General features: G+C 68.2%; 19 protein-coding genes and 1 pseudogene. 12 read left to right on the top strand and 8 right to left on the bottom strand.

Annotated elements, in window-relative coordinates; genetic code table 11:
• Window positions 1-46: 46 nt before the first annotated feature.
• Together MUU77_RS17630 and MUU77_RS17625 are read left to right on the top strand one after the other, a co-directional pair.
• Entirely contained in the window at window positions 47-241 is a 195-nt protein-coding gene (locus MUU77_RS17630) for a hypothetical protein (RefSeq protein ID WP_245089702.1), read from the top strand.
• Window positions 242-385: 144 nt separating this feature from the next.
• Entirely contained in the window at window positions 386-910 is a 525-nt protein-coding gene (locus MUU77_RS17625) for a CPBP family glutamic-type intramembrane protease (RefSeq protein WP_245089700.1), read from the top strand.
• Between the two features lie 6 nt (window positions 911-916).
• Here the strand turns inward: MUU77_RS17625 and MUU77_RS17620 are convergent, their stop codons facing one another.
• The 4 genes from MUU77_RS17620 to MUU77_RS17605 all read right to left on the bottom strand — a co-directional run bounded on the left by MUU77_RS17620 (window position 917) and on the right by MUU77_RS17605 (window position 4,224).
• Window positions 917-1,300 carry an STAS domain-containing protein gene (locus MUU77_RS17620; protein ID WP_245089697.1) on the bottom strand — a complete coding sequence of 128 codons (384 nt, stop codon included), beginning with the start codon at window positions 1,298-1,300 and terminating at the stop codon, window positions 917-919.
• A gap of 101 nt (window positions 1,301-1,401) precedes the next feature.
• A complete protein-coding gene (locus MUU77_RS17615) occupies window positions 1,402-1,788 on the bottom strand; it encodes an STAS domain-containing protein (protein ID WP_245089694.1) in 387 nt (128 codons plus the stop codon).
• Window positions 1,785-2,222 carry an ATP-binding protein gene (locus MUU77_RS17610; RefSeq protein WP_245089691.1) on the bottom strand — a complete coding sequence of 146 codons (438 nt, stop codon included), beginning with the start codon at window positions 2,220-2,222 and terminating at the stop codon, window positions 1,785-1,787. The genes MUU77_RS17615 and MUU77_RS17610 overlap by 4 nt, the downstream gene beginning before the upstream one ends.
• Window positions 2,194-4,224, bottom strand: coding sequence for a SpoIIE family protein phosphatase (locus MUU77_RS17605; RefSeq protein ID WP_245089689.1), 2,031 nt, complete (start codon window positions 4,222-4,224; stop codon window positions 2,194-2,196). The genes MUU77_RS17610 and MUU77_RS17605 overlap by 29 nt, the downstream gene beginning before the upstream one ends.
• A 232-nt stretch (window positions 4,225-4,456) precedes the next feature.
• Between MUU77_RS17605 and aceE the strand changes: the two genes are divergently transcribed.
• From aceE to MUU77_RS17585, 4 genes are all read left to right on the top strand, one after another.
• Complete coding sequence (gene aceE / locus MUU77_RS17600) at window positions 4,457-7,150, top strand: pyruvate dehydrogenase (acetyl-transferring), homodimeric type (protein ID WP_245089687.1); 2,694 nt, start codon at window positions 4,457-4,459, stop codon at window positions 7,148-7,150.
• Between the two features lie 92 nt (window positions 7,151-7,242).
• Window positions 7,243-7,437: a type II toxin-antitoxin system HicA family toxin gene (locus MUU77_RS17595; RefSeq protein WP_245089684.1), complete on the top strand. Its 195-nt coding sequence runs from the start codon at window positions 7,243-7,245 to the stop codon at window positions 7,435-7,437.
• A gap of 5 nt (window positions 7,438-7,442) precedes the next feature.
• Window positions 7,443-7,655, top strand: a complete 213-nt coding sequence (locus MUU77_RS17590; RefSeq protein WP_245089681.1) for a type II toxin-antitoxin system HicB family antitoxin — start codon at window positions 7,443-7,445, stop codon at window positions 7,653-7,655.
• Between the two features lie 39 nt (window positions 7,656-7,694).
• On the top strand, window positions 7,695-8,789 hold the full coding sequence (locus MUU77_RS17585) for a crosslink repair DNA glycosylase YcaQ family protein (protein ID WP_245089678.1): 1,095 nt from the start codon (window positions 7,695-7,697) through the stop codon (window positions 8,787-8,789).
• A 181-nt stretch (window positions 8,790-8,970) separates the two neighbouring features.
• Here the strand turns inward: MUU77_RS17585 and MUU77_RS17580 are convergent, their stop codons facing one another.
• A complete protein-coding gene (locus MUU77_RS17580; protein ID WP_245089675.1) occupies window positions 8,971-9,216 on the bottom strand; it encodes a helix-turn-helix transcriptional regulator in 246 nt (81 codons plus the stop codon).
• Window positions 9,217-9,408: 192 nt separating this feature from the next.
• Between MUU77_RS17580 and MUU77_RS17575 the strand changes: the two genes are divergently transcribed.
• From MUU77_RS17575 to MUU77_RS17560, 4 genes and pseudogenes are all read left to right on the top strand, one after another.
• Window positions 9,409-9,840 carry a hypothetical protein gene (locus tag MUU77_RS17575; protein WP_245089672.1) on the top strand — a complete coding sequence of 144 codons (432 nt, stop codon included), beginning with the start codon at window positions 9,409-9,411 and terminating at the stop codon, window positions 9,838-9,840.
• 61 nt (window positions 9,841-9,901) lie between these two features.
• Window positions 9,902-10,105: pseudogene (locus MUU77_RS17570) on the top strand (DUF3817 domain-containing protein); the annotation flags it as partial.
• A gap of 98 nt (window positions 10,106-10,203) precedes the next feature.
• Window positions 10,204-10,410, top strand: a complete 207-nt coding sequence (locus MUU77_RS17565; RefSeq protein ID WP_245089669.1) for a hypothetical protein — start codon at window positions 10,204-10,206, stop codon at window positions 10,408-10,410.
• A gap of 94 nt (window positions 10,411-10,504) precedes the next feature.
• On the top strand, window positions 10,505-10,822 hold the full coding sequence (locus MUU77_RS17560; protein ID WP_245089667.1) for a DUF3817 domain-containing protein: 318 nt from the start codon (window positions 10,505-10,507) through the stop codon (window positions 10,820-10,822).
• A 45-nt stretch (window positions 10,823-10,867) separates the two neighbouring features.
• Here MUU77_RS17560 and MUU77_RS17555 read toward each other — a convergent pair whose 3' ends face one another.
• On the bottom strand, window positions 10,868-11,539 hold the full coding sequence (locus tag MUU77_RS17555; RefSeq protein WP_187574066.1) for a Fe2+-dependent dioxygenase: 672 nt from the start codon (window positions 11,537-11,539) through the stop codon (window positions 10,868-10,870).
• A 161-nt stretch (window positions 11,540-11,700) separates the two neighbouring features.
• On the opposite strand from MUU77_RS17555, the gene MUU77_RS17550 reads away from it, so the two are divergent.
• On the top strand, window positions 11,701-12,654 hold the full coding sequence (locus MUU77_RS17550) for an HPP family protein (RefSeq protein ID WP_245089665.1): 954 nt from the start codon (window positions 11,701-11,703) through the stop codon (window positions 12,652-12,654).
• A gap of 16 nt (window positions 12,655-12,670) precedes the next feature.
• Here the strand turns inward: MUU77_RS17550 and MUU77_RS18550 are convergent, their stop codons facing one another.
• Window positions 12,671-13,723: an alpha/beta fold hydrolase gene (locus tag MUU77_RS18550; RefSeq protein ID WP_280640354.1), complete on the bottom strand. Its 1,053-nt coding sequence runs from the start codon at window positions 13,721-13,723 to the stop codon at window positions 12,671-12,673.
• 188 nt (window positions 13,724-13,911) lie between these two features.
• On the opposite strand from MUU77_RS18550, the gene mddA reads away from it, so the two are divergent.
• The gene (gene mddA, locus MUU77_RS17535) at window positions 13,912-14,679 is read left to right on the top strand and encodes a methanethiol S-methyltransferase (RefSeq protein WP_245089662.1); all 768 of its coding nucleotides are present in this window, start codon (window positions 13,912-13,914) and stop codon (window positions 14,677-14,679) included.
• Here the strand turns inward: mddA and MUU77_RS17530 are convergent.
• Window positions 14,654-17,785: a discoidin domain-containing protein gene (locus MUU77_RS17530; protein WP_245089660.1), complete on the bottom strand. Its 3,132-nt coding sequence runs from the start codon at window positions 17,783-17,785 to the stop codon at window positions 14,654-14,656. The two genes, mddA and MUU77_RS17530, sit on opposite strands and share 26 nt — an antisense overlap.
• Window positions 17,786-17,790 lie beyond the last annotated feature (5 nt).

The raw sequence follows: 17,790 nt of genomic DNA, 5'->3' as shown, positions 1-17,790 counted from the left end.
GCGCCTCGCAATGGAGTGGGCGCGACTACACTGAAGGAGATTCAAGATGCGTACGCTGAAAATGAAAGAGCTGGATTGCGTCGAAGGGGGAGAGATGACCTGTACCGTGTCCGTCGGTACGGATACGTCGGTTTCATGCACGGGTACCGGAGCTGACTGGGGATACGCAGCAAAGGCTGTTTGGTCCTTTCTGGCAGTGAGCCCGATCACTGTCCCTGGCATCATCACGCGCGTCTTCTGAGTGCGTCGGAAAGGGGTGGCTCCGCTCTCCTCCTTCTTCGGTCCCGTGCGAAGCAACATGACAGTGCTTTCGAGATCGGAATCCGCTGGGCTATTCCTTGCCGGAAGCCTCGGCTCCCTGTTGTGCGGTGCCATGGTTGCACTGATGAGCCACGTCGGTGCAGTGGGTGCAAAGCCCCTCGCGGAGCTACTGGTGGCGCTGGTGTTGATGAAGCTCTATCCCGAGGTCAATATCGTTCGATGGAGCAGCAGGCTTTTCCTGCTTCTATGTGCCATCGGCGCTGCCTTGGCGCTTGCTTGGGTGGCAATATTCGCTTGGGGCAACACCCAGTTCTTCGATATTGCGAATGCAAGTGTGATCGCACTTGTAGTGGGATGTTCCAGTGCCGTGCTGACGGCGCCGATCTTCGAAGAAAAAGTGGTGCGCCATCTCCTGCTGCAGGGGGCAGTGGGGATTATCGGTCGTTGGTGGGCGTCGCTGTTTGTTTCCGCAGTTTTTGCACTGGTTCACACAGGCGCGATGATCTGGGCATTCGCCGTGTCAATGGTCCTGTGCTGGTTCGCACTGGCGAAGGGGTTCAGCTCGGCACAGAGAGCCGTAGTTCATGGTGTCGTCAACGCCATCATCATGCTGTGGTACTTCACCCGGGGCTTTGGACTTGCCGGCTAGCTAACGTCACTGGTCTTCCTCGCCATCGAGAATGCGCCGCTGCAGCGCGTCGAGGTAGGCGTCGGCGTCGGCGGTGGACTCGAAGATCTCGTCCATCGGCACGGCCTGCACGATCTCGATCACCTTGCGGATCTGTTCCTGCGGGTGCACCACCAGCAGCCGCCCCTCGTGCGGGGCCAGCGCCTTGCGTGCCTTCAGGATGCTGCGCACGCCGGCGCTGCTGATGTAGTCCAGGTGCGCCAGGTCCAGCACCAGCGCCTGCGGGCGCGCGGCCAGCATCGGGGCCAGCGCCTGGTCCAGCTGCGCGTGGCTCAGCGTGTCCAGCCGGCCGCCCAGCATCACGTACTGGTTGCCGTTCACCGGTGGGTAGACCTCAATCTCCAATGTCATCGGGCATCTCGGTGCAGCGGATGTGCCGGGTGGGGGCGGCCCGGGGAGGAGGGGGGAGGTCGGATCGTAATGGAAAAGTGAGACGGGGCGGCCGGCGTTCGTCAGTCCTCGTCTTCGCCGGCCTCCAGCACCCGGCGCTGCATCAGGTCCAGGTAGGCGTCGGCCTCGGCGGTGGACGAGAAGATTTCGTTCAACGGCACCGCCTTGACCATGTCCAGCACCTTCTGGATCTGTGGCTGCGGGTTGACCAGCAGCACCTTGCCGCCGTGCGGGGCCAGCGTCTTGCGTGCCTTGAAGATGGAGCGGATGCCCGCGCTGCTGATGTAGTCCAGCCCCGACAGGTCCAGCACCAGCGAGTGCAGTTGGCGGGTGAGCAGCGGCGCCAGTGCTTCATCCAGGTCTTCGTAGGTGTGGGTGTCCAGCCGTCCTCCCACCGCGACGCGCTGACTGCCCTTGCCCGGCGGCAGGATCTCGATGCGCAGGCTCATGCTCCGTTCTCCTCGGTGGGGATGCGCAGGGTCAGGCGCACCACGTTGTAGTTGCCGACGCGCTGGTAGGTCGCCTGTTCCGATACCTGCCGCACCAGGTGCAGGCCCAGTCCTCCGGTGGGGCGGTCCAGGATGTCGGCGTCCAGGTCCGGGGGCGGCTGCTCCAGCGGATTGAAGGCCGCGCCGCTCTCGCGGAACTCCAGCGTCAGCAGGTGTTCGCGGATGGCGATGTCCACGCACAGTTCGTGTTCTTCCGCGTCCACGCGCGCCAGGTCGCCGTGTTCGATGGCGTTGCTCGCCAGTTCTTCGACGATCAGGCGCACGTCGCCCTGGATGGCCCGGCTGACGCCGTTGTTGGCCAGCACGGCCTCGAGCGACGCATTGAGGTCGTCCACGCGGGCGTGCTCACGGGGGATGAACAGTCGCATCTGCATGTGCGGTCTCCTGTGGTGGCGGAGCTTCGGGGGAAGCGGCGGCGTTGTCCAGCCGGCGACGGAGGGCGAGCGCGGTGATGTCGTCGGACTGCGACGCGGCGCCGGTAAATGCGTGAACCTGTGCGATGAGGCCTTCGCATTGTTCGCGCGCGGTCGCGCCGGGCTGCAGGGCGCCCGGAATGCGCTCGGCGCCGAAGGCGCGGTCTTCGGCATCGAAGGCCTCGGTGATGCCATCGGTCCAGGCCAGCAGGGTGGCGCCGGAGGGAACCGTTCCGGACCACAGCGGGAACACATCGCCCACCTCGAATCCCAGCGGCGGCCCGGGCTGCACGGGCAGCGTCTCGACGCGTCCGTCCGCGTGCAGCAGCAGGGGCGCGTCATGGCCCGCGCTGGCCAGCACGCAGGCGCCCGTGCGCACGTCCACGCGCCCGCACAGCACGGTGGCGAACATGCAGGCGTCGTTGCCCTGCACCAGCCGGCGCGAGGCCTCGGCCAGTACGCGCTCGGGCGAATCGTGCGTGCTGGCCGCCACTTCCAGCACCGTCACCGTGCGCGCCATGAACAGCGCCGCCGGCACGCCCTTGTCGGACACATCGCCGATGGCGAACCACAGGCCGTCCGGATCGGTCTGGATGAAGCAGTAGAAATCGCCACCCACCGCCTTGGCCGGTTCCAGCCGTGCATAGGCTTCCAGGTGCGCGTGTTCGCGATCGATGGCCAGTCCGGGCGGCAGCATGGCCTGCTGGATCTCGCGGGCGATCGAAAGTTCGCTCTCCAGCTTCTGGCGCGCGGCCGTCATGTCGGCGATCTCGCGCAGCTGGCGCTGGATCGAACCGCGCGCATGTTCCAGCGTGCGCGCCATCTGCCCCACCTCGTCGCGCCGCGCCACGTAGGGCACCGGCATGTCGTACTCGCCGCGTCCCAGCCGCGCGGCGGCCGAGGACAGGCCTTCCACCGGCTGGCTGACGTGGCGCGCCAGCTTGCGCACCACCAGCATGCAGGCCAGCGCCAGCAGCGCGCCGACCGCGGCCAGCCGCCACAGCGCGTCGGTCAGGCGGGCCATGACCAGTTCGTAGGACTGCGCCACCAACAGGGTCCAGCCGCTGTCGCCGACCGGTTCCACCACGGTGAAGCGACGTTCCAGGCTGATGGCGTCGGTATGCGCGTACTGCAGCGGCTGGCGCTGGCGCACCGCGCGGGCCGCCTCGCCCAGGTCGTGGCGGCCGGCGCGGGCGATGTAGTCGTCCAGCGCCTCCCGCCGCTCCACGCCCACCTCGGGATTGAGCGCCAGGGTGCCGGCCGGGGCCACCAGCGAGACCCGCCAGCCCGGCAGGTGCGCCAGCGAGTCGACCATTCCGGTCAGGTTGGCCAGCGGCAGGTCCAGGCTGACCATGCCGCGCGTGAGCGCGCCGCGGCCCGGATCGCGCAGCGGCATGTTGTAAGTGACCATCCACACGCCGCCGGCGGTCTGGTTGAGGTAGGGCTCGGACCACCAGCCGCCGGGCGAGGCGACGGTGCGCTGGTACCAGCCCTGTGCGCGGAACGGGTAGCCGTCGGCGATGAAGTCACGGTCGCGGCCATCGGCGGCCACGTAGCGGGCGAACGGCAGGTCGCTGCGCGTGCGCGGCTCCAGGATCAGCAGGCCGCCGGCACAGCCGGGCGTGGCCTTCACCATGGCGCGCAGGGTGGCCGTCAGTTCGTCCGGCGACAGCTGCGCGCCCCCCACCAGGTCGGAGATGCCGTGGGTGGTGATGGTCACCACGTGCAGCGCGCCGTCCAGCCGCTGCGCGGCCTCCTGGGTGGTGGCATGGGTGTCGCGGCGGGCGTCGTCCAGGATCAGCCGGCGGGCGAACCAGGCCGTCCCCAGCACCAGCAACAGCAGCAGCGCCACGTTCACCAGGCCGGCCCACAGCGCAATGCGCGTGCGCAGGCTGCTGCGCCAGTGCGCGGCGCCGGCGGCCTCCTTCTCTGGCACGACATCGTTGGGCACTGTGTCGCGCATGCCGACCCTGATCGCAGCCTTCCCCTGGACGGCGATCATACGCCGGCGGGGCATGCTGCAATGCAATAGCGCAAAGGTCTGATTTTGGTGTGGTCGCTGTCCCGGGACAGGCACGCAATGTCCCTTCCATACGCCTGCGTAGCCGGGTTGGGCGCGGGGTGCGTGCGTTACACTTCAAGGCTCTACAAGAACGGCAACGCCGTGCCCCACGCGCGGCGCAACAGGAGTGGGAATGAACTGGTTGAACGACATGTTGCAGAGCGATCCGGATCCGCAGGAGACCCGCGAATGGATCGATTCCATGCAGGCGGTGATCGACAAGAACGGCGCCCTGCGTGCTCACCAGTTGCTCGAAGGCATGGTGGAAGTCACCCGCCGCGCCGGCGCCTACCTGCCGTTCTCGCCCACCACCGAATACGTCAACACCATCGCGCCGCAGAACGAGGCCAAGAGCCCGGGCGACGCCGCGCTGGAATGGCGCATCCGTTCGATCATCCGCTGGAACGCGATGGCCACCGTGGTGCGCGCCAACCGCAAGCCCGGCGACCTGGGCGGCCACATCGCCAGCTTCGCCTCCGGCGCCACGCTCTACGACGTGGGCTTCAACCACTTCTGGCGCGCGCCCAGCGACAACCACCCGGGCGACCTGCTGTTCATCCAGGGCCACAGCGCGCCGGGCATCTACGCGCGCTCGTTCCTGGAAGGCCGCATCAGCGAACAGCAGCTGGACAACTTCCGCATGGAAGTCGACGGCCAGGGCATCTCGTCCTACCCGCACCCGTGGCTGATGCCGGACTACTGGCAGACGCCCACCGTATCGATGGGCCTGGGCCCGCTGGCGGCCATCTACCAGGCGCAGTTCATGAAGTACCTGGAGCACCGCGGCCTGATCGAGAAGTCCGACCGCAAGGTGTGGTGCTTCATCGGCGACGGCGAGAGCGACGAGCCGGAAACCCTGGGCGCCATCGCGCTGGCCGGCCGTGAGGGCCTGGACAACCTGATCTTCGTGGTCAACTGCAACCTGCAGCGCCTGGACGGCCCGGTGCGCGGCAACGGCAAGATCATCCAGGAACTGGAAGGCGTGTTCCGCGGCGGCGGCTGGAACGTCATCAAGCTGCTGTGGGGCAGCTACTGGGATCCGCTCCTCGCCCGCGACACCGGCGGCGTGCTGAAGAAGCTGATGATGGAAACCGTCGACGGCGAGTACCAGAACTGCAAGGCGTTCGGCGGCAAGTACACGCGCGACAACTTCTTCGGCAAGTATCCGGAGACGGCGGCCATGGTCGCCAACCTGTCCGACGACGACATCTGGCGCCTCAACCGCGGCGGCCACGATCCGCACAAGGTCTACGCGGCCTACCACGAGGCGGTGAACACCCAGGGCATGCCCACGGTGATCCTGGCCAAGACGGTGAAGGGTTACGGCATGGGCTCGGCGGGCGAATCGCTCAACCCGACCCACCAGACCAAGAAGCTGGACGACGAGGCCATCCGCACGTTCCGCGACCGCTTCAACATCCCGGTCACCGACAAGCAGCTGGAAGAAGCGTCGCAGGTGCCGTTCTACCACCCGGGCGAGAACTCGCCGGAAGTGCAGTACCTGAAGGAACGCCGCGCCGCGCTGGGCGGCTACCTGCCGCAGCGCCGCCGCAAGGCCAGCCAGTCGTTCGAGACGCCCAGGCTGGAAGCCTTCGACCGCCTGCTCAAGAGCACCGGCGACCGCGAAATCTCCACCACCATGGCCTTCGTGCAGGGCCTGAACATCGCCCTGCGCGACAAGCAGGTGGGCCCGCGCCTGGTGCCGATCGTGGCCGACGAGGCGCGCACCTTCGGCATGGAAGGCATGTTCCGTCAGATCGGCATCTACGCGCCGTTCGGCCAGAAGTACAAGCCGGTCGATGCCGACCAGCTGATGTACTACCGCGAGGACCAGTCCGGCCAGGTGCTGCAGCAGGGCATCAGCGAGCCGGGTGCGATGTCGTCGTGGATGGCGGCGGGCACCAGTTATTCGGTCAGCAACGTGCCCATGCTGCCGTTCTACATCTACTACTCGATGTTCGGCTTCCAGCGCATCGGCGACATCGCCTGGCAGGCGGCGGACATGCGCACGCGCGGCTTCCTGCTGGGCGGCACCGCGGGCCGCACCACGCTCAACGGCGAAGGCCTGCAGCACGAGGACGGCTTCAGCCACGTGGTGGCCGGCGGCATCCCCAACGTGCGCAGCTACGACCCGACCTTCGGCTTCGAAGTGGCGGTGGTGCTGCAGCACGGCATGCAGAAGATGCTGCAGGAGCAGGTGGACGAGTACTACTACGTCACCCTGATGAACGAGAACTACACCCACCCGGACATGCCGGAAGGCGCGGCCGAGGGCATCATCAAGGGCATGTACCTGCTCACCGACGCCGGCAAGCCGAAGAAGGGCGAGCTGCGCGTGCAGCTGCTGGGCAGCGGCACCATCCTGCGCGAGGCGATCGCCGCGGCCGAGCTGCTGGACAAGGATTTCGGCGTGACCGCCGACATCTGGTCGTGCCCCAGCTTCAACGAGCTGCGCCGCGATGGTTTCGACGCCGAGCGCTGGAACCGCCTGAACCCGGAAGCGAAGTCGCCGCGCAAGGCCTACGTGACCGAGCTGCTGGAAGGCCGCCAGGGCCCGGCCATCGCCGCCACCGACTACGTGCGGGCGTACGCGGACCAGATCCGCGCGTTCGTGCCGATGGCGTACACGGTGCTGGGCACGGACGGCTTCGGCCGCAGCGACACCCGCGCCAACCTGCGCCGCCACTTCGAGGTGGACCGCTACTACATCGCCCACGCCGCCATCGCCGCCCTGGCGAAGGAAGGCAAGATGACCGCCAAGGACGTCTCCCGCGCGATCAAGCAGTACAAGATCGATGTGGAGAAGGCGAACCCGATTGGGGTTTGAGGTCATACACTCCCTCTCCCGCCTGCGGGGGAGGGAGTCTCGGAACGGAATGTGAGCAGGGACGATGGAATCCCTTCGCAAGGAATGCGAACGTGCCACCCAAGATTCGCGATGTGTTGCAACAACTCAAGGACGCGGGCTGGCAGCAGGTGGGCCAGACCGGCAGCCACCGGCAGTTCAAGCACCCCACGCTTCCAGGCCGCGTGACAGTCGCCGGCAAGCCGGGTGATGATGTGGCGCCCGGGACATTGGCCAGCATCCTGAAGCAGGCCGGGATCAAGAGGTGACTTCCATGCGCTACGCCATCGTCATCGAGCAAGCTGGCGGCAACTATTCCGCGTATGTCCCGGACCTGCCGGGTTGCGTGGCCACCGGTGCCACCAAGGCCGAGGTGGAAGTACTGATCCACGACGCCATTGCGTTGCATCTGGCCGGATTGCGCGAGGACGGCGTGGCCATTCCGGTGCCTTCGAGCCAGGTGGAGTACATCGACGTCGCGGCATGAGCGCGTGGCGAAGGGTGATGCGGTGATGGGCCGCGCCGCATGACGCTCACCCTCGATCACCTGCGCCGCTATGCCGTCGCCCGCAGCTTGTTCAAGCCGACCACGCTGTCGCGGGCGATCCAGCGGCTGGGCTTCGTGCAGGCTGATCCGATCCGGGCGCCGGCACGCGCGCAGGACCTGACCCTGCGCCACCGCGTCGCCGGCTATCGCGCCGGGGACCTGGAAAGGCGGTATCCGCGACTGCCGCTGGAGGAAGATTTCTTCGTCAATTACGGCTTCCTGCCGCGCGAGCATCACCAGCTGATGCATCCGCGCAAGGCGCGCGAGGTGTGGACGCCCGCGCGCTGGAAGCAGGCGCAGGCGGTACTGGCCTTCGTCGGCGAGCGCGGCACGGCGCATCCGCGCGACGTGGATGCGCACTTCGGGCATGGCAAGACGACCAACTGGTTCGGCGGTTCGTCCAACGCGAGCACGCAGCTGCTGGACGGCATGCATTACCGCGGCCTGCTGCGGGTCGCGCGCCGCGAGGGCGGTACGCGCGTGTATGCGCCGCGGATCGGTGATGCGTCACCGGTTGCGATGTCGGATGCGGAGACGCGGCTGGATGCGTTGCTGGACATCATCGTGCGCAAGTACGCGCCGTTGCCGGCGGCCAGCCTGGGCCAGTTGCTGGCCTATCTGCGCCGCGGGGTGCCGCAATGGGAAGGCCTGCGCGCGGCGGCGTTGAAGCGGGCGCGCCAGCGGCTGGGCACGGCCCGGGTGGAGGGGGTGGACTGGTACTGGCCGGCGGACGAGGATCCGCGCTCGCGGCGCTGGAAGCCGGATGACCAGGTGCGGCTGCTGACGCCGTTCGATCCGGTGGTGTGGGACCGGCGGCGGTTCGAGATGTTCTGGGGCTGGACGTACCGCTTCGAGGCGTACACGCCGGCGCCGAAGCGAAAGCTGGGGTATTACGCGTTGCCAGTGCTGTGGGGTGACCGGGTGATTGGGTGGGGGAATCTGAGTGTGGTCGAGGGGGAGTTACGGTCGACGTTTGGGTATGTCGAAGGGCATGGGTACAGGGATGCCGCTTTTCGTGCCGGGCTGCGAGAGGAGCTAGAGCGAGCTCGCCTGTTTTTATCCTTAAGCGGATGATGCTGTCGATCTTGTGGATAAAGAGAGGCAAGATTGTTGCAAGGATGTGGCTTAAGTCATTCTGCAGGGCCAAGCTCCCTAGCAGATCGCGTCGATGCTACTGGTGTATAGGCAAAGCTACAGGAATTTCTTGCCTGTGAAATGGCGCTGACCTTTGCTTCATACGCGTTCATGCGCACGCCTACTTGAGCTCCCCCTCAAGCGCTTTCACGAAACTTGGCAGCGTAGTCTCGCAGGCAAGGCAATAGTCCCTGATCTGCAACAGATCCATCCGGCGGATTCCTCGCTCCACATCACTCACATAAGACTGCGGGCGCTCCAGGGCGGCCGACAGCTCGGCCTGCGTCAGACCCGCTTTCGCACGCATCTCCCGCAGCAACCGCAGCAGGATTTGATACTCGTCTTTATGGATCGACTTGGGTGACATGCGGGTCGCATTCGCGAGACCGCACCTAAGCTATATCGGAGTTGCAGATATCTGTAAAACAGATATATTGAGAGTGCGCTTTGCTCGTGGGCCGTCGCGGTTCAAATGTGACTCGTACTGCGAAACGCATAGGCGCAGAGCTAAGGCGGCGGATCGATTCCGCTGCGGCCAATCACAACCGGAGGATTCGACATGGAAGCGAACCGCAACACAGAGGGCACACGTTATGAGCCCATGGAAGCATCGTTTGGCCGAGACGTCGGCGATGTCAGCCAGACCTCGCTGCAGCGGCTGTTGGATCTGCTGCAAGGCGAAGCGGGCACCACGCTGGCGGACGTCGGCATCGCGCCACGCGAGAGGGACGAGCTTGACCGCATCAGTCTTGCCGCTTATCACGAATCCGAGACCTGCCTGGACCGGATACGTTGCATGCTGGAACTGCTGGACGGCTACCTGGCCGGTCAAGCTACTCCGCCGGACGAGGTGGTGATCGCCGCCATTGCCGACCTGCGCCGCGTGCTGTCCGACTACGAGCGGTGGCACGCCTTGGCGGACAACGCCGCCTACTACCGAGACAACCCGGATGTCGCCCGCAGCGTTTCCCGCACGAGCCAAAGCCCGTAGCGCTGCATCGTCGGCTAAGCCCACGCGATACCAGCCCGAACTTTCCCTGCAAAACTCCCCCACGTCAGCGAGCGCCGTCAAAGTGTTTGGCCTGCTGCATGGCGGCACCTTCCTGTTCTACGCCGTCGCCACCGTGCTGTCCGCCCTGCGACTGCGCTGGCCGTGGTGGGCCACGCTGCTGGCGGTCATCGCCGCCGCGCCGCCGCTGGTGGCCGTGCCGCTGGAAATGGGGTTCCGCCGCATGGGATTGCTCAGCGCTCGCACCTGGCATGTTCCAGCTTCAACGAACTACACGGCGACGGCTTCGACGCCGAGCACTGGGACCGCCTGGACCCGGAAGCGCCGCCGCCGCGCAAGGCCCACGTGACCGAGCTGTTGGAAGGTCGCCAAGGCCCGGCCATCGCCGCCACCAACTACGTGCGGGCGTACGCGGACCAGATCCGCGCGTTCGTGCCGATGGCGTACACGGTGCTGGGCACGGACGGCTTCGGCCGCAGCGACACCCCCACGGGGCCGTGGATGGGTCGCGGCCGACCTGCATCGCATTACAAACCATGTCGGTGGGCGTGAGCGCAGCCTTCGTATCTTCCGATGTGGCTAGAATCCCCCAGCTAGCCAGCGCCGCCGCCATCGCGTCGCGGCATTCCCTCACTGGAGTTCCTCCATGTCCCGATCCCTCGCGCCCGCCGGGCGCCTGTTCGCCGTCGCTGCCTTCCTGGAAGGCTTCACCTGGGCCGGTCTGCTGATCGGCATGGCGTTCAAGTACGGCGCCACCGGCAACGACCTGGGCGTCAAGGTGTTCGGCCCGCTGCATGGCGGCGCCTTCCTGTTCTACGTGGTGGTCACCGCGCTGTCCGCCCTGCGCCTGCGCTGGCCGTGGTGGGCCACGCTGCTGGCCGTCATCGCCGCCGTGCCGCCGCTGGTGACCGTGCCGCTGGAAATGGGGTTCCGCCGCATGGGATTGCTCAGCGCCCGCCCCTGATACCCGCAGACGGCGGGCGAGCCCCCTACGCAGGATGGCCGCGTCCTAGGGCTCGGCGTTGCGCCGCAGGAGATTGGAATAGCACTTGTTGACCAACTCCAGCGAACGCTCCACCCCTTCCTTGCCCACCAGCAACTCGCGCGCCGTGGACAGATCGTGCAGCAGCTCGCGCATGCCCGGGTCGCGCACCAGGCTCTGCACCCAGCCCACGACCGCCAGCCGCTCCCCGCTTTCCACCGGCCGCACCCGGTGCAACTGCCCGGTCGAATAACAGATCGCCGACCGCGCGGGCAGCTTGAACGACACCTCGCTGCCGGCCACCTCGAACGCAAGCTCCCCGCCCTCGTACGTGTCCGGCTCGCTGAGGAACAGCGTGAACGACACATCGCTGCGCACATGGTGCGGCGCCCCCATCACCGCCGAGTCCACGTGCGACCCGTAGGCCATGCCCGGCCCGTAACGGCTCACGAGCATCGCCGCCAGCCGCCGCGGCTGGGCGGCGCTCATGAACGCATCGTGGCGCCCCAGCGCCTGCATCACCAGGTTGGTGATGTCCTTCATCACCGGATGATCCCAGGGGATCTGCTGGTTCTGCTTCTTGGCGTGCAGCAGTTCCCCCGCCGTCGCCTTGCCATCGGCGAACGGCACCGCCGCCAGCTTCTGCTTGATCAGCACGAGCTCCTCGGGCGTGATCAGATCGGGAAGCGTCAGAATCATCAGCCTGGTCCCCTGTTGCATTCGGCCCGTGCCCCCACGGCCTGCCCCGAGTGTAGGCCCCGCCGCGGCCCGGGGGAAACCCGGCCCACCGGGACCGATCCGCGCCCCGTGCCCCGGGCGGATTCGCATAGACTGCGGCGCCCCTCCCCACCCTGCTGCCCATGAGCCCCCATTCCCCCCTCACCGAGCTGCGCCTGCTGCTGGGCATCGAGCGCAACACCACGCGCCATGGCGAGAAGTGGATATCGGGCATCGGCGCGCTGCTGGGCATCCTGGCGGTGTACGGGCTGACGCGGTGGACGTTCCCCACCGAAGCCGCATCGGCCGTCGGCGGCGCGCTGATGGTCACCTCGATGGGTGCCTCCGCCGTGCTGCTGTTCGCCGTGCCCCAGGGCGCGCTGTCGCAGCCCTGGGCCGTCGTGGGCGGGCACCTGCTGTCCGCCTTCATCGGCGTGAGCTGCCAGAAACTGGTCCCCGGCCACGCCTGGACCGCCGCCGTCGCCGTGGGCCTGGCCGTGCTGGGCATGTACTACCTGCGCTGCATCCACCCGCCCGGCGGCGCCACCGCCCTGGCCGCGGTGATCGGCGGCCCGGACGTGCACGCGCTGGGCTACGGCTACCTGCTGATGCCCGTGCTGGTCAACGTGGCGGCCATCCTGTCCATGGCCATCGCCTTCAACGCGCTGTTCCCGTGGCGCCGCTACCCGGCCCACCTGCACCGCCGCCGCCAGGCCTCGCGCATCACCCAGCCCGCGCAGCGCCAGTTCGAACTGACCCAGGAAGACTTTTCCGCGGCGATGGAACAGCTCAACTCCTACGTGGACATCACCACCGAGAACCTCACCGAACTGCTGGAACTGGCCAAGCAGCACGCCGAGCGCAACATCACCCACCCGGACGCGATCATCCGCGGCCGCCACTACAGCAACGGCAAGCTCGGCCGCCTGTGGAGCGTGCGCCACGTGCTGGAAGGCGAAGGCCCGGCGTTGCAGTACCGCGTGGTCGCGGGCGAACAGGCAGGCACGGCCGGTGTCGCCAGTCCCGACGAGTTCCGGCAGTGGGCGCGCTTCGAAGTGGTGCTGCAGGACAATGGACGATGGGTGATCGCGGACTAGCGTTCCTGGTGCCGGCTCACTCCACCACCGCCCCCCGCAACAGCGCCATCGCCTGCGTCCGCGACTGCACGCCCAGCTTCTCGTAGATGCGGGTGAGGGTGTTGCGCACGGTCTTGTCGCTGATGAACAGCGAGGCCGCGATCTGCGCATTCGTCTGCCCGGACACCAGCGCGGCGACGATCTCGCGTTCGCGCGGCGTCAGCGCGGCCAGGCGGTCATCGCCGCGCGGCGCGCCGCCCAGGAACGCCAGTGTTTCCTGGCGGAAGCGCTGCCACGCCGGCTCGTGCTCCAGCAGCACATGGTTGCGCGAGTCCAGCTCGACGAAGCGCGCACCGGGAATGCCCGCGGCCAGCAGGCGACCCTCCTCCAGCGGCACCACGCAGTCCTGCCGCGCGTGCAGGACCAGGGTCGGCGCCGCGACCTGGCCCAGCAGGGCGGTGACGTTGATGTGCGCGCGGGCTTCCAGCAGGCAGCCTGCCGCCTCCGCGGTGGTGGTGAGGCGCGCGAGTTCGTTGAACCAATGCACCTGGGCCTCGCTGGCCCCGGGAATGAAGCGCGAAGTGAAGACCTGGCGGAAGACCGGGTTCTGATCGGTCCAGCCGACCCGTGCGATGTCGATGATGGCGCGGTACAGGCGCGCCGCTTCCTCATTGCCCCGCTCGTACGGGCCGCGCGCATAGGCGCCGTAGAGCAGCAGTTGGGAGACGCGCTGCGGATGCTTCACCGCGTAGGCGATGCAGGCGGCCGCGCCCTGCGAGACGCCCATCAGCGCGAAGGGTTCGCGCAGGTCGGCCGCGTCGATGACGGCTTCCAGGTCGCCCAGCCAATGGTCCAGGGTAAGGCCGCGGGCGTCGCCGCCGGTCATGCCGCAGCCGCGTTCGTCGTAGCGCAGCAGGCGGTAGTGTTCGCCGAAGAACCGGTACCAGTGGCGCCAGATCGGGCTTTCCAGGTCGTATTCCAGGTGGCTCAGCCAGTTGGCCGCCTTCACCAGCACCGGCCCGCTGCCGAGCGAAGCCCACGCCAGGCGCGTGCCGTCGCCGGTGGTCAGGTAGCGGATCGCCTGCTGCATGCGGCCGTCCCGGAGGGAACCGGTCCGCAGTGTAGCCGGGACATTGCTCCCCTGCGGTGCGTGCGCGGGGCCACACGTCGGGACATTGTTCCCCTGCCGTGGCCGGCGCAGGCGGGCGACGCTGGCGCCTCCCGTCCCGCGCAGGCAGCGCTCCCCCGGCCCTGCCGCGCATGCATCGCGAGGTTCCGATGAAACGCACACTGATCCTGCTCTACGGCGTGGTCTGCTACGCCGTGTTCTTCGCCACGTTCCTGTACGCCATCGGCTTCATCGGCAACCTGTGGGTGCCCAAGGGCATGGACTCGGCGCCGACCGCGCCCTTGGCCACCGCACTGCTGATCGACCTGGGCCTGCTGGCCCTGTTCGCCGTGCAGCACAGCGTGATGGCGCGTCCGGCGTTCAAGCGCGCGTGGACGCGGCTGATCCCCGAATCCGCCGAACGCAGCACCTACACGCTGCTGTCCAGCCTGGCGCTGATCCTGCTGTTCTGGCTGTGGAGTCCGCTGGGCGGTACGGTGTGGGAGGTGCGGGACCCGGCGGCGCGCGCCCTCCTGTACGCCCTCTATGCGTCCGGCTGGGCGCTGCTGCTGTACACCACGTTCCTGCTCAACCACTTCGACCTGTTCGGCCTGCGCCAGGTCTGGCTGCAGTTCCGGGGCAGGCCCTACACCGCGCTGCCCTTCCGCACGCCGACCGTGTACCGCTGGATCCGCCATCCGCTGTACCTGGCCTGGCTGCTGACCTTCTGGGCCACGCCGACCATGACGGTGACGCACCTGCTGTTCGCGGTGACGACGACCATCTACATCCTGCTCGCGATCCGCTGGGAAGAACGCGACCTGGTCGCCGCGCTGCCGGAGTACGAGGACTATCGCCGGCGCGTGCCCATGCTGGTGCCGGGAACGCGCCCTTCGAGCGGATCGCCGGGACTCACCAGGTCGCGACCAGTTCCTTGAACGGCGTGGCAGTGCGTAGGCCCTGATCGTCGAAGTCGGCCACGGCCTTGCCATCCACGGTCACCTGCGAAGGCTTCGTGCGGTTGGGCCAGCGGACCGTCAGCGCGGTGTCCTTGCGCAGGCCCGGGCCGAGCGTGACGCGCAGGGTCCGGCCCTGCTGGCGGGCGGTCATGGCCAGCGTGCCGTAGGCCGTCGGCAGGCCGTCCACGCGCAGGCCGTCGCCCGCCACCCACGCGGGCGGCGTGCCGGGCAGCAGCGACAGCGCCTGGTCGCCTTCGTGCATCAGCATGCCGAAGATCGCGCGTGCGTATTCCGAACCGATCCAGGTATGCGGCATGTCGCCCAGATAGATGGCATGGCGCGCGTCCGAGTACACCACCTCGGCCAGCACCTGCCACGGCGCGGGGCGACGATGGCCCAGGAAGCGCATCAGCAGCTCGTGCGCTTCCTGCGGCCGGTTGAGATGCACATAGGTCAGCACATTGCGGATCTCGTACGGCGTGTACGCGTACAGCGCGCCGGGCGTATCGCGCTTGCGCACGTCGTCCAGGTAGCGGTCGAAGGTGGTCGTCAGCGCGTCGGCCGGCATCACGTCCTGCTGCCCGGCCGGATCCAGGCCGATCGACAGGCTGGTCGGGTCGCTGCCGCCCATGTCGGCATCGGCGGGCACGGTGTCGATGCCCTTCCACTTCATGGTCGCGCGAATCGATGCGGCCATCGACGCGCGCAGCGCCGCGTACTGCCCGCGTGCCCAGGCGGCGGTCTTCGCATCGCCCCACTGCTCGGCCAGCCACGCCCCGTCGTGCCAGCCCTTCAGCGCCCAGTAGTCGTCCCAGTAGCTATGCGTGGGCACCGGATAGCCCTCGTGGCTGATCGAGGGCGCGAGGATGCCGTGGAAACGTTCCGGCGCCGGCTGGTCGGCGAGATAGCCGGGCACCATCGTGCGCTCGCGCAGTGCCTGCATGAACTTCATCGCGCGCGTCACCTTGTCCTGGTAGTCGCGCACGCTGCGCGCACCGCCGTCCAGCCGCGCCAGTTCGGCGACCAGCCAGATGAACTGCCCCTGGCTGTCGTACTCGATGTCGGAACCGAAACCGGTGTTGACCGATCCGTCATCGTTGAGGATCGGCGAGACCAGGCCGTTCTCGTGCACCGCATGGCCGGCGTACCACTGCAGGTAATCGCGCGCGGTCTTGGCCATGCCCATGCGCACCAGCGTGGCCGCCGTCGCCGCACCGTCGCGGATGAAGGAACGGTTGTAGTTGCGCGGGCCCGGCTGCATGGCGTGTCCGCTCTGGTTGATCAGCATGTACGCCGCCTGCGCCCGCAGCATGTCGACCAGCGACGCGTCCGGCAGCGACAGGCCGATGCGGCCCAGGCGCGCCTGCCATTGCGCGGCCACCTGGTCGCTGAGCGTGTCGAAGGCCTTCGGGCCGGTCAGCGCGGCAAGGTCGAGCGCGGGCGCGTCCGGCAGCGGCTTGGCCGGATCGATGCGTGCCTCACCGAGGGCGAAGGCGATGACGATGTCCTGCGTCGCGCCCGGCGCCAGCGCCACGTCGTAGCCCAGCTGGCCGGCCGCCAGGCCGCTGTCGTCGTGCGCCTGCTGCGCATCGGGCAACGCATCGGCCATCAGCAGGCCGGTGATCTCGCCCTCGCCATGGGCACCGAACGCCGACGCGGAGGCGCGCGCCACCGGCGTCAGCGACTGCAACAGCGTGCGCCCGTTGACCGTCACCTGCGCGGCATCGCCGCGGCCGACGGTGATGTCGCGGATCGGCGAGGGCCCCCCGTTCTGCCACGGCGGGCTGACCTGCATCGGCCGGGTCAGCAGATTGAAGCTGCCTGACACGGGCGTGGTACCGGTGTTGCGCAGGCGGTAGCGCACCAGCGTGACCGGCGCGCCGCGCTGCTCGATGGCGATCGCTGCGGTGGTCAGTTCCAGGCCGGGCTGCGGCGACCACTGCACGGTGGGCATCGGCATCCAGCCCTCGCGCAACGCGTGGGTGATCGGCGTGTCGGCATTGGCCGCGCTCGCTCGACCGCCGGCATCGCGCCACACCGGCTGCACCAGAGGCGCGCCCTTGAAGGCTTCCACGTGGCCGAACTCGTCCAGTACCGACTTCTGCCGGCCGGCGGGGATGCCCACCGCCGTCCAGTACACCTGCTGCTGGTGCAGCGAGGAGGGGAACAGCGCACGGTGCTCGCGCGAAGCGGCGAGTTCGTAGCGCTTTATCGCCGTCATCACCCGCGTCGGCCCGATCAGGCGCAGACGCTGCAAGGTCGGCGCCTGCAGGCCTTCACCGCGCACGCTCAGGCGCAGCGCCGACAGCGTGCGCGCCTGGCTGTCGGCGAGGAACGCGGTGCTGCCGTAGGCCTTGGGCTCTTCCGCCAGCACGATCCAGCGGTCCGAACCGGCCTGGCGGCCTTCCAGCCGCGCCGCACGGGGCGTCCGCTGCCAGGCCACTTCCAGGCCGGCGAGCGACATGGGCCTGGGCAGGTCGATCTGCAGCTGTCGCATGCCGTCCGCGGCGGGTTTGGCGTTCATCGCATGCGCCGGGCCCGCGCCGGACCACAACGCCGCGGGGTCGCCGTCGACGCCGCGGATGCGCGGTGCCTCGCTGCCCGCATAGGGACGGAACTCGAAGACCGACACGCCCCAGTCCGCCGAGCGGTCGGGCGCGGTCAGCCGCAGGTAGCGCGCCTGCACGGTGGGGAACACGTCGTACTCGATGCCGCCCACGCCATCGCGCGTTTCGAACGCGGTGCGCCAGTGCCTGCCGTCGTCGGAGGCCTGGAGGGAATACGCGCGCGCGCCGCCCCATTCCCAGTGCAGCTCCACCGCGCCGACCGATATGCGCTTGCCGAAATCCACCTGGTACCAGTGCCCGGGCGAGAACGCGCCGCCCCACTTGGTCGCCGGGTCGCCATCGATGCCCTTGGCCGGGGCCATCTCCACGGTGGTGCTGGCCGAACTGGTGGCCGTCCAGCTGGCGCGCGGCGGGAGGGCGTCTGCCGCATGGGCCAGCGGGCTGACCGCCAACCCGACCGCCAGGCCGAGCAGCGCGAAGGCCAGGGGCGGGCGGACCGCGGGCGCGAAGGGGGGCATGGCAG

The organism is Pseudoxanthomonas sp. F37, assembly GCF_022965755.1.
Lineage (GTDB): Bacteria > Pseudomonadota > Gammaproteobacteria > Xanthomonadales > Xanthomonadaceae > Pseudoxanthomonas_A.
The sequence above is the reverse complement of the archived record's forward strand: the minus strand, read 5'-3'. Positions and strand labels throughout refer to the sequence as shown.

Bases quoted from the DNA above. Each gene is read 5' to 3' on its own strand.
- MUU77_RS17605 (WP_245089689.1), bottom strand. From the start codon at position 4,224: ATGCGCGACACAGTGCCCAACGATGTCGTGCCAGAGAAGGAGGCCGCC.
- MUU77_RS17575 (WP_245089672.1), top strand. From the start codon at position 9,409: ATGGAAGCGAACCGCAACACAGAGGGCACACGTTATGAGCCCATGGAA.
- MUU77_RS17560 (WP_245089667.1), top strand. From the start codon at position 10,505: ATGTCCCGATCCCTCGCGCCCGCCGGGCGCCTGTTCGCCGTCGCTGCC.
- MUU77_RS17590 (WP_245089681.1), top strand. From the start codon at position 7,443: ATGCGCTACGCCATCGTCATCGAGCAAGCTGGCGGCAACTATTCCGCG.
- aceE (WP_245089687.1), top strand. From the start codon at position 4,457: ATGAACTGGTTGAACGACATGTTGCAGAGCGATCCGGATCCGCAGGAG.
- MUU77_RS17580 (WP_245089675.1), bottom strand. From the start codon at position 9,216: ATGTCACCCAAGTCGATCCATAAAGACGAGTATCAAATCCTGCTGCGG.
- MUU77_RS17620 (WP_245089697.1), bottom strand. From the start codon at position 1,300: ATGACATTGGAGATTGAGGTCTACCCACCGGTGAACGGCAACCAGTAC.
- MUU77_RS17555 (WP_187574066.1), bottom strand. From the start codon at position 11,539: ATGATTCTGACGCTTCCCGATCTGATCACGCCCGAGGAGCTCGTGCTG.
- MUU77_RS17615 (WP_245089694.1), bottom strand. From the start codon at position 1,788: ATGAGCCTGCGCATCGAGATCCTGCCGCCGGGCAAGGGCAGTCAGCGC.
- mddA (WP_245089662.1), top strand. From the start codon at position 13,912: ATGAAACGCACACTGATCCTGCTCTACGGCGTGGTCTGCTACGCCGTG.
- MUU77_RS17625 (WP_245089700.1), top strand. From the start codon at position 386: ATGAGCCACGTCGGTGCAGTGGGTGCAAAGCCCCTCGCGGAGCTACTG.
- MUU77_RS17630 (WP_245089702.1), top strand. From the start codon at position 47: ATGCGTACGCTGAAAATGAAAGAGCTGGATTGCGTCGAAGGGGGAGAG.
- MUU77_RS17550 (WP_245089665.1), top strand. From the start codon at position 11,701: ATGAGCCCCCATTCCCCCCTCACCGAGCTGCGCCTGCTGCTGGGCATC.
- MUU77_RS17585 (WP_245089678.1), top strand. From the start codon at position 7,695: ATGACGCTCACCCTCGATCACCTGCGCCGCTATGCCGTCGCCCGCAGC.
- MUU77_RS17610 (WP_245089691.1), bottom strand. From the start codon at position 2,222: ATGCAGATGCGACTGTTCATCCCCCGTGAGCACGCCCGCGTGGACGAC.
- MUU77_RS17530 (WP_245089660.1), bottom strand. From the start codon at position 17,785: ATGCCCCCCTTCGCGCCCGCGGTCCGCCCGCCCCTGGCCTTCGCGCTG.
- MUU77_RS18550 (WP_280640354.1), bottom strand. From the start codon at position 13,723: ATGCAGCAGGCGATCCGCTACCTGACCACCGGCGACGGCACGCGCCTG.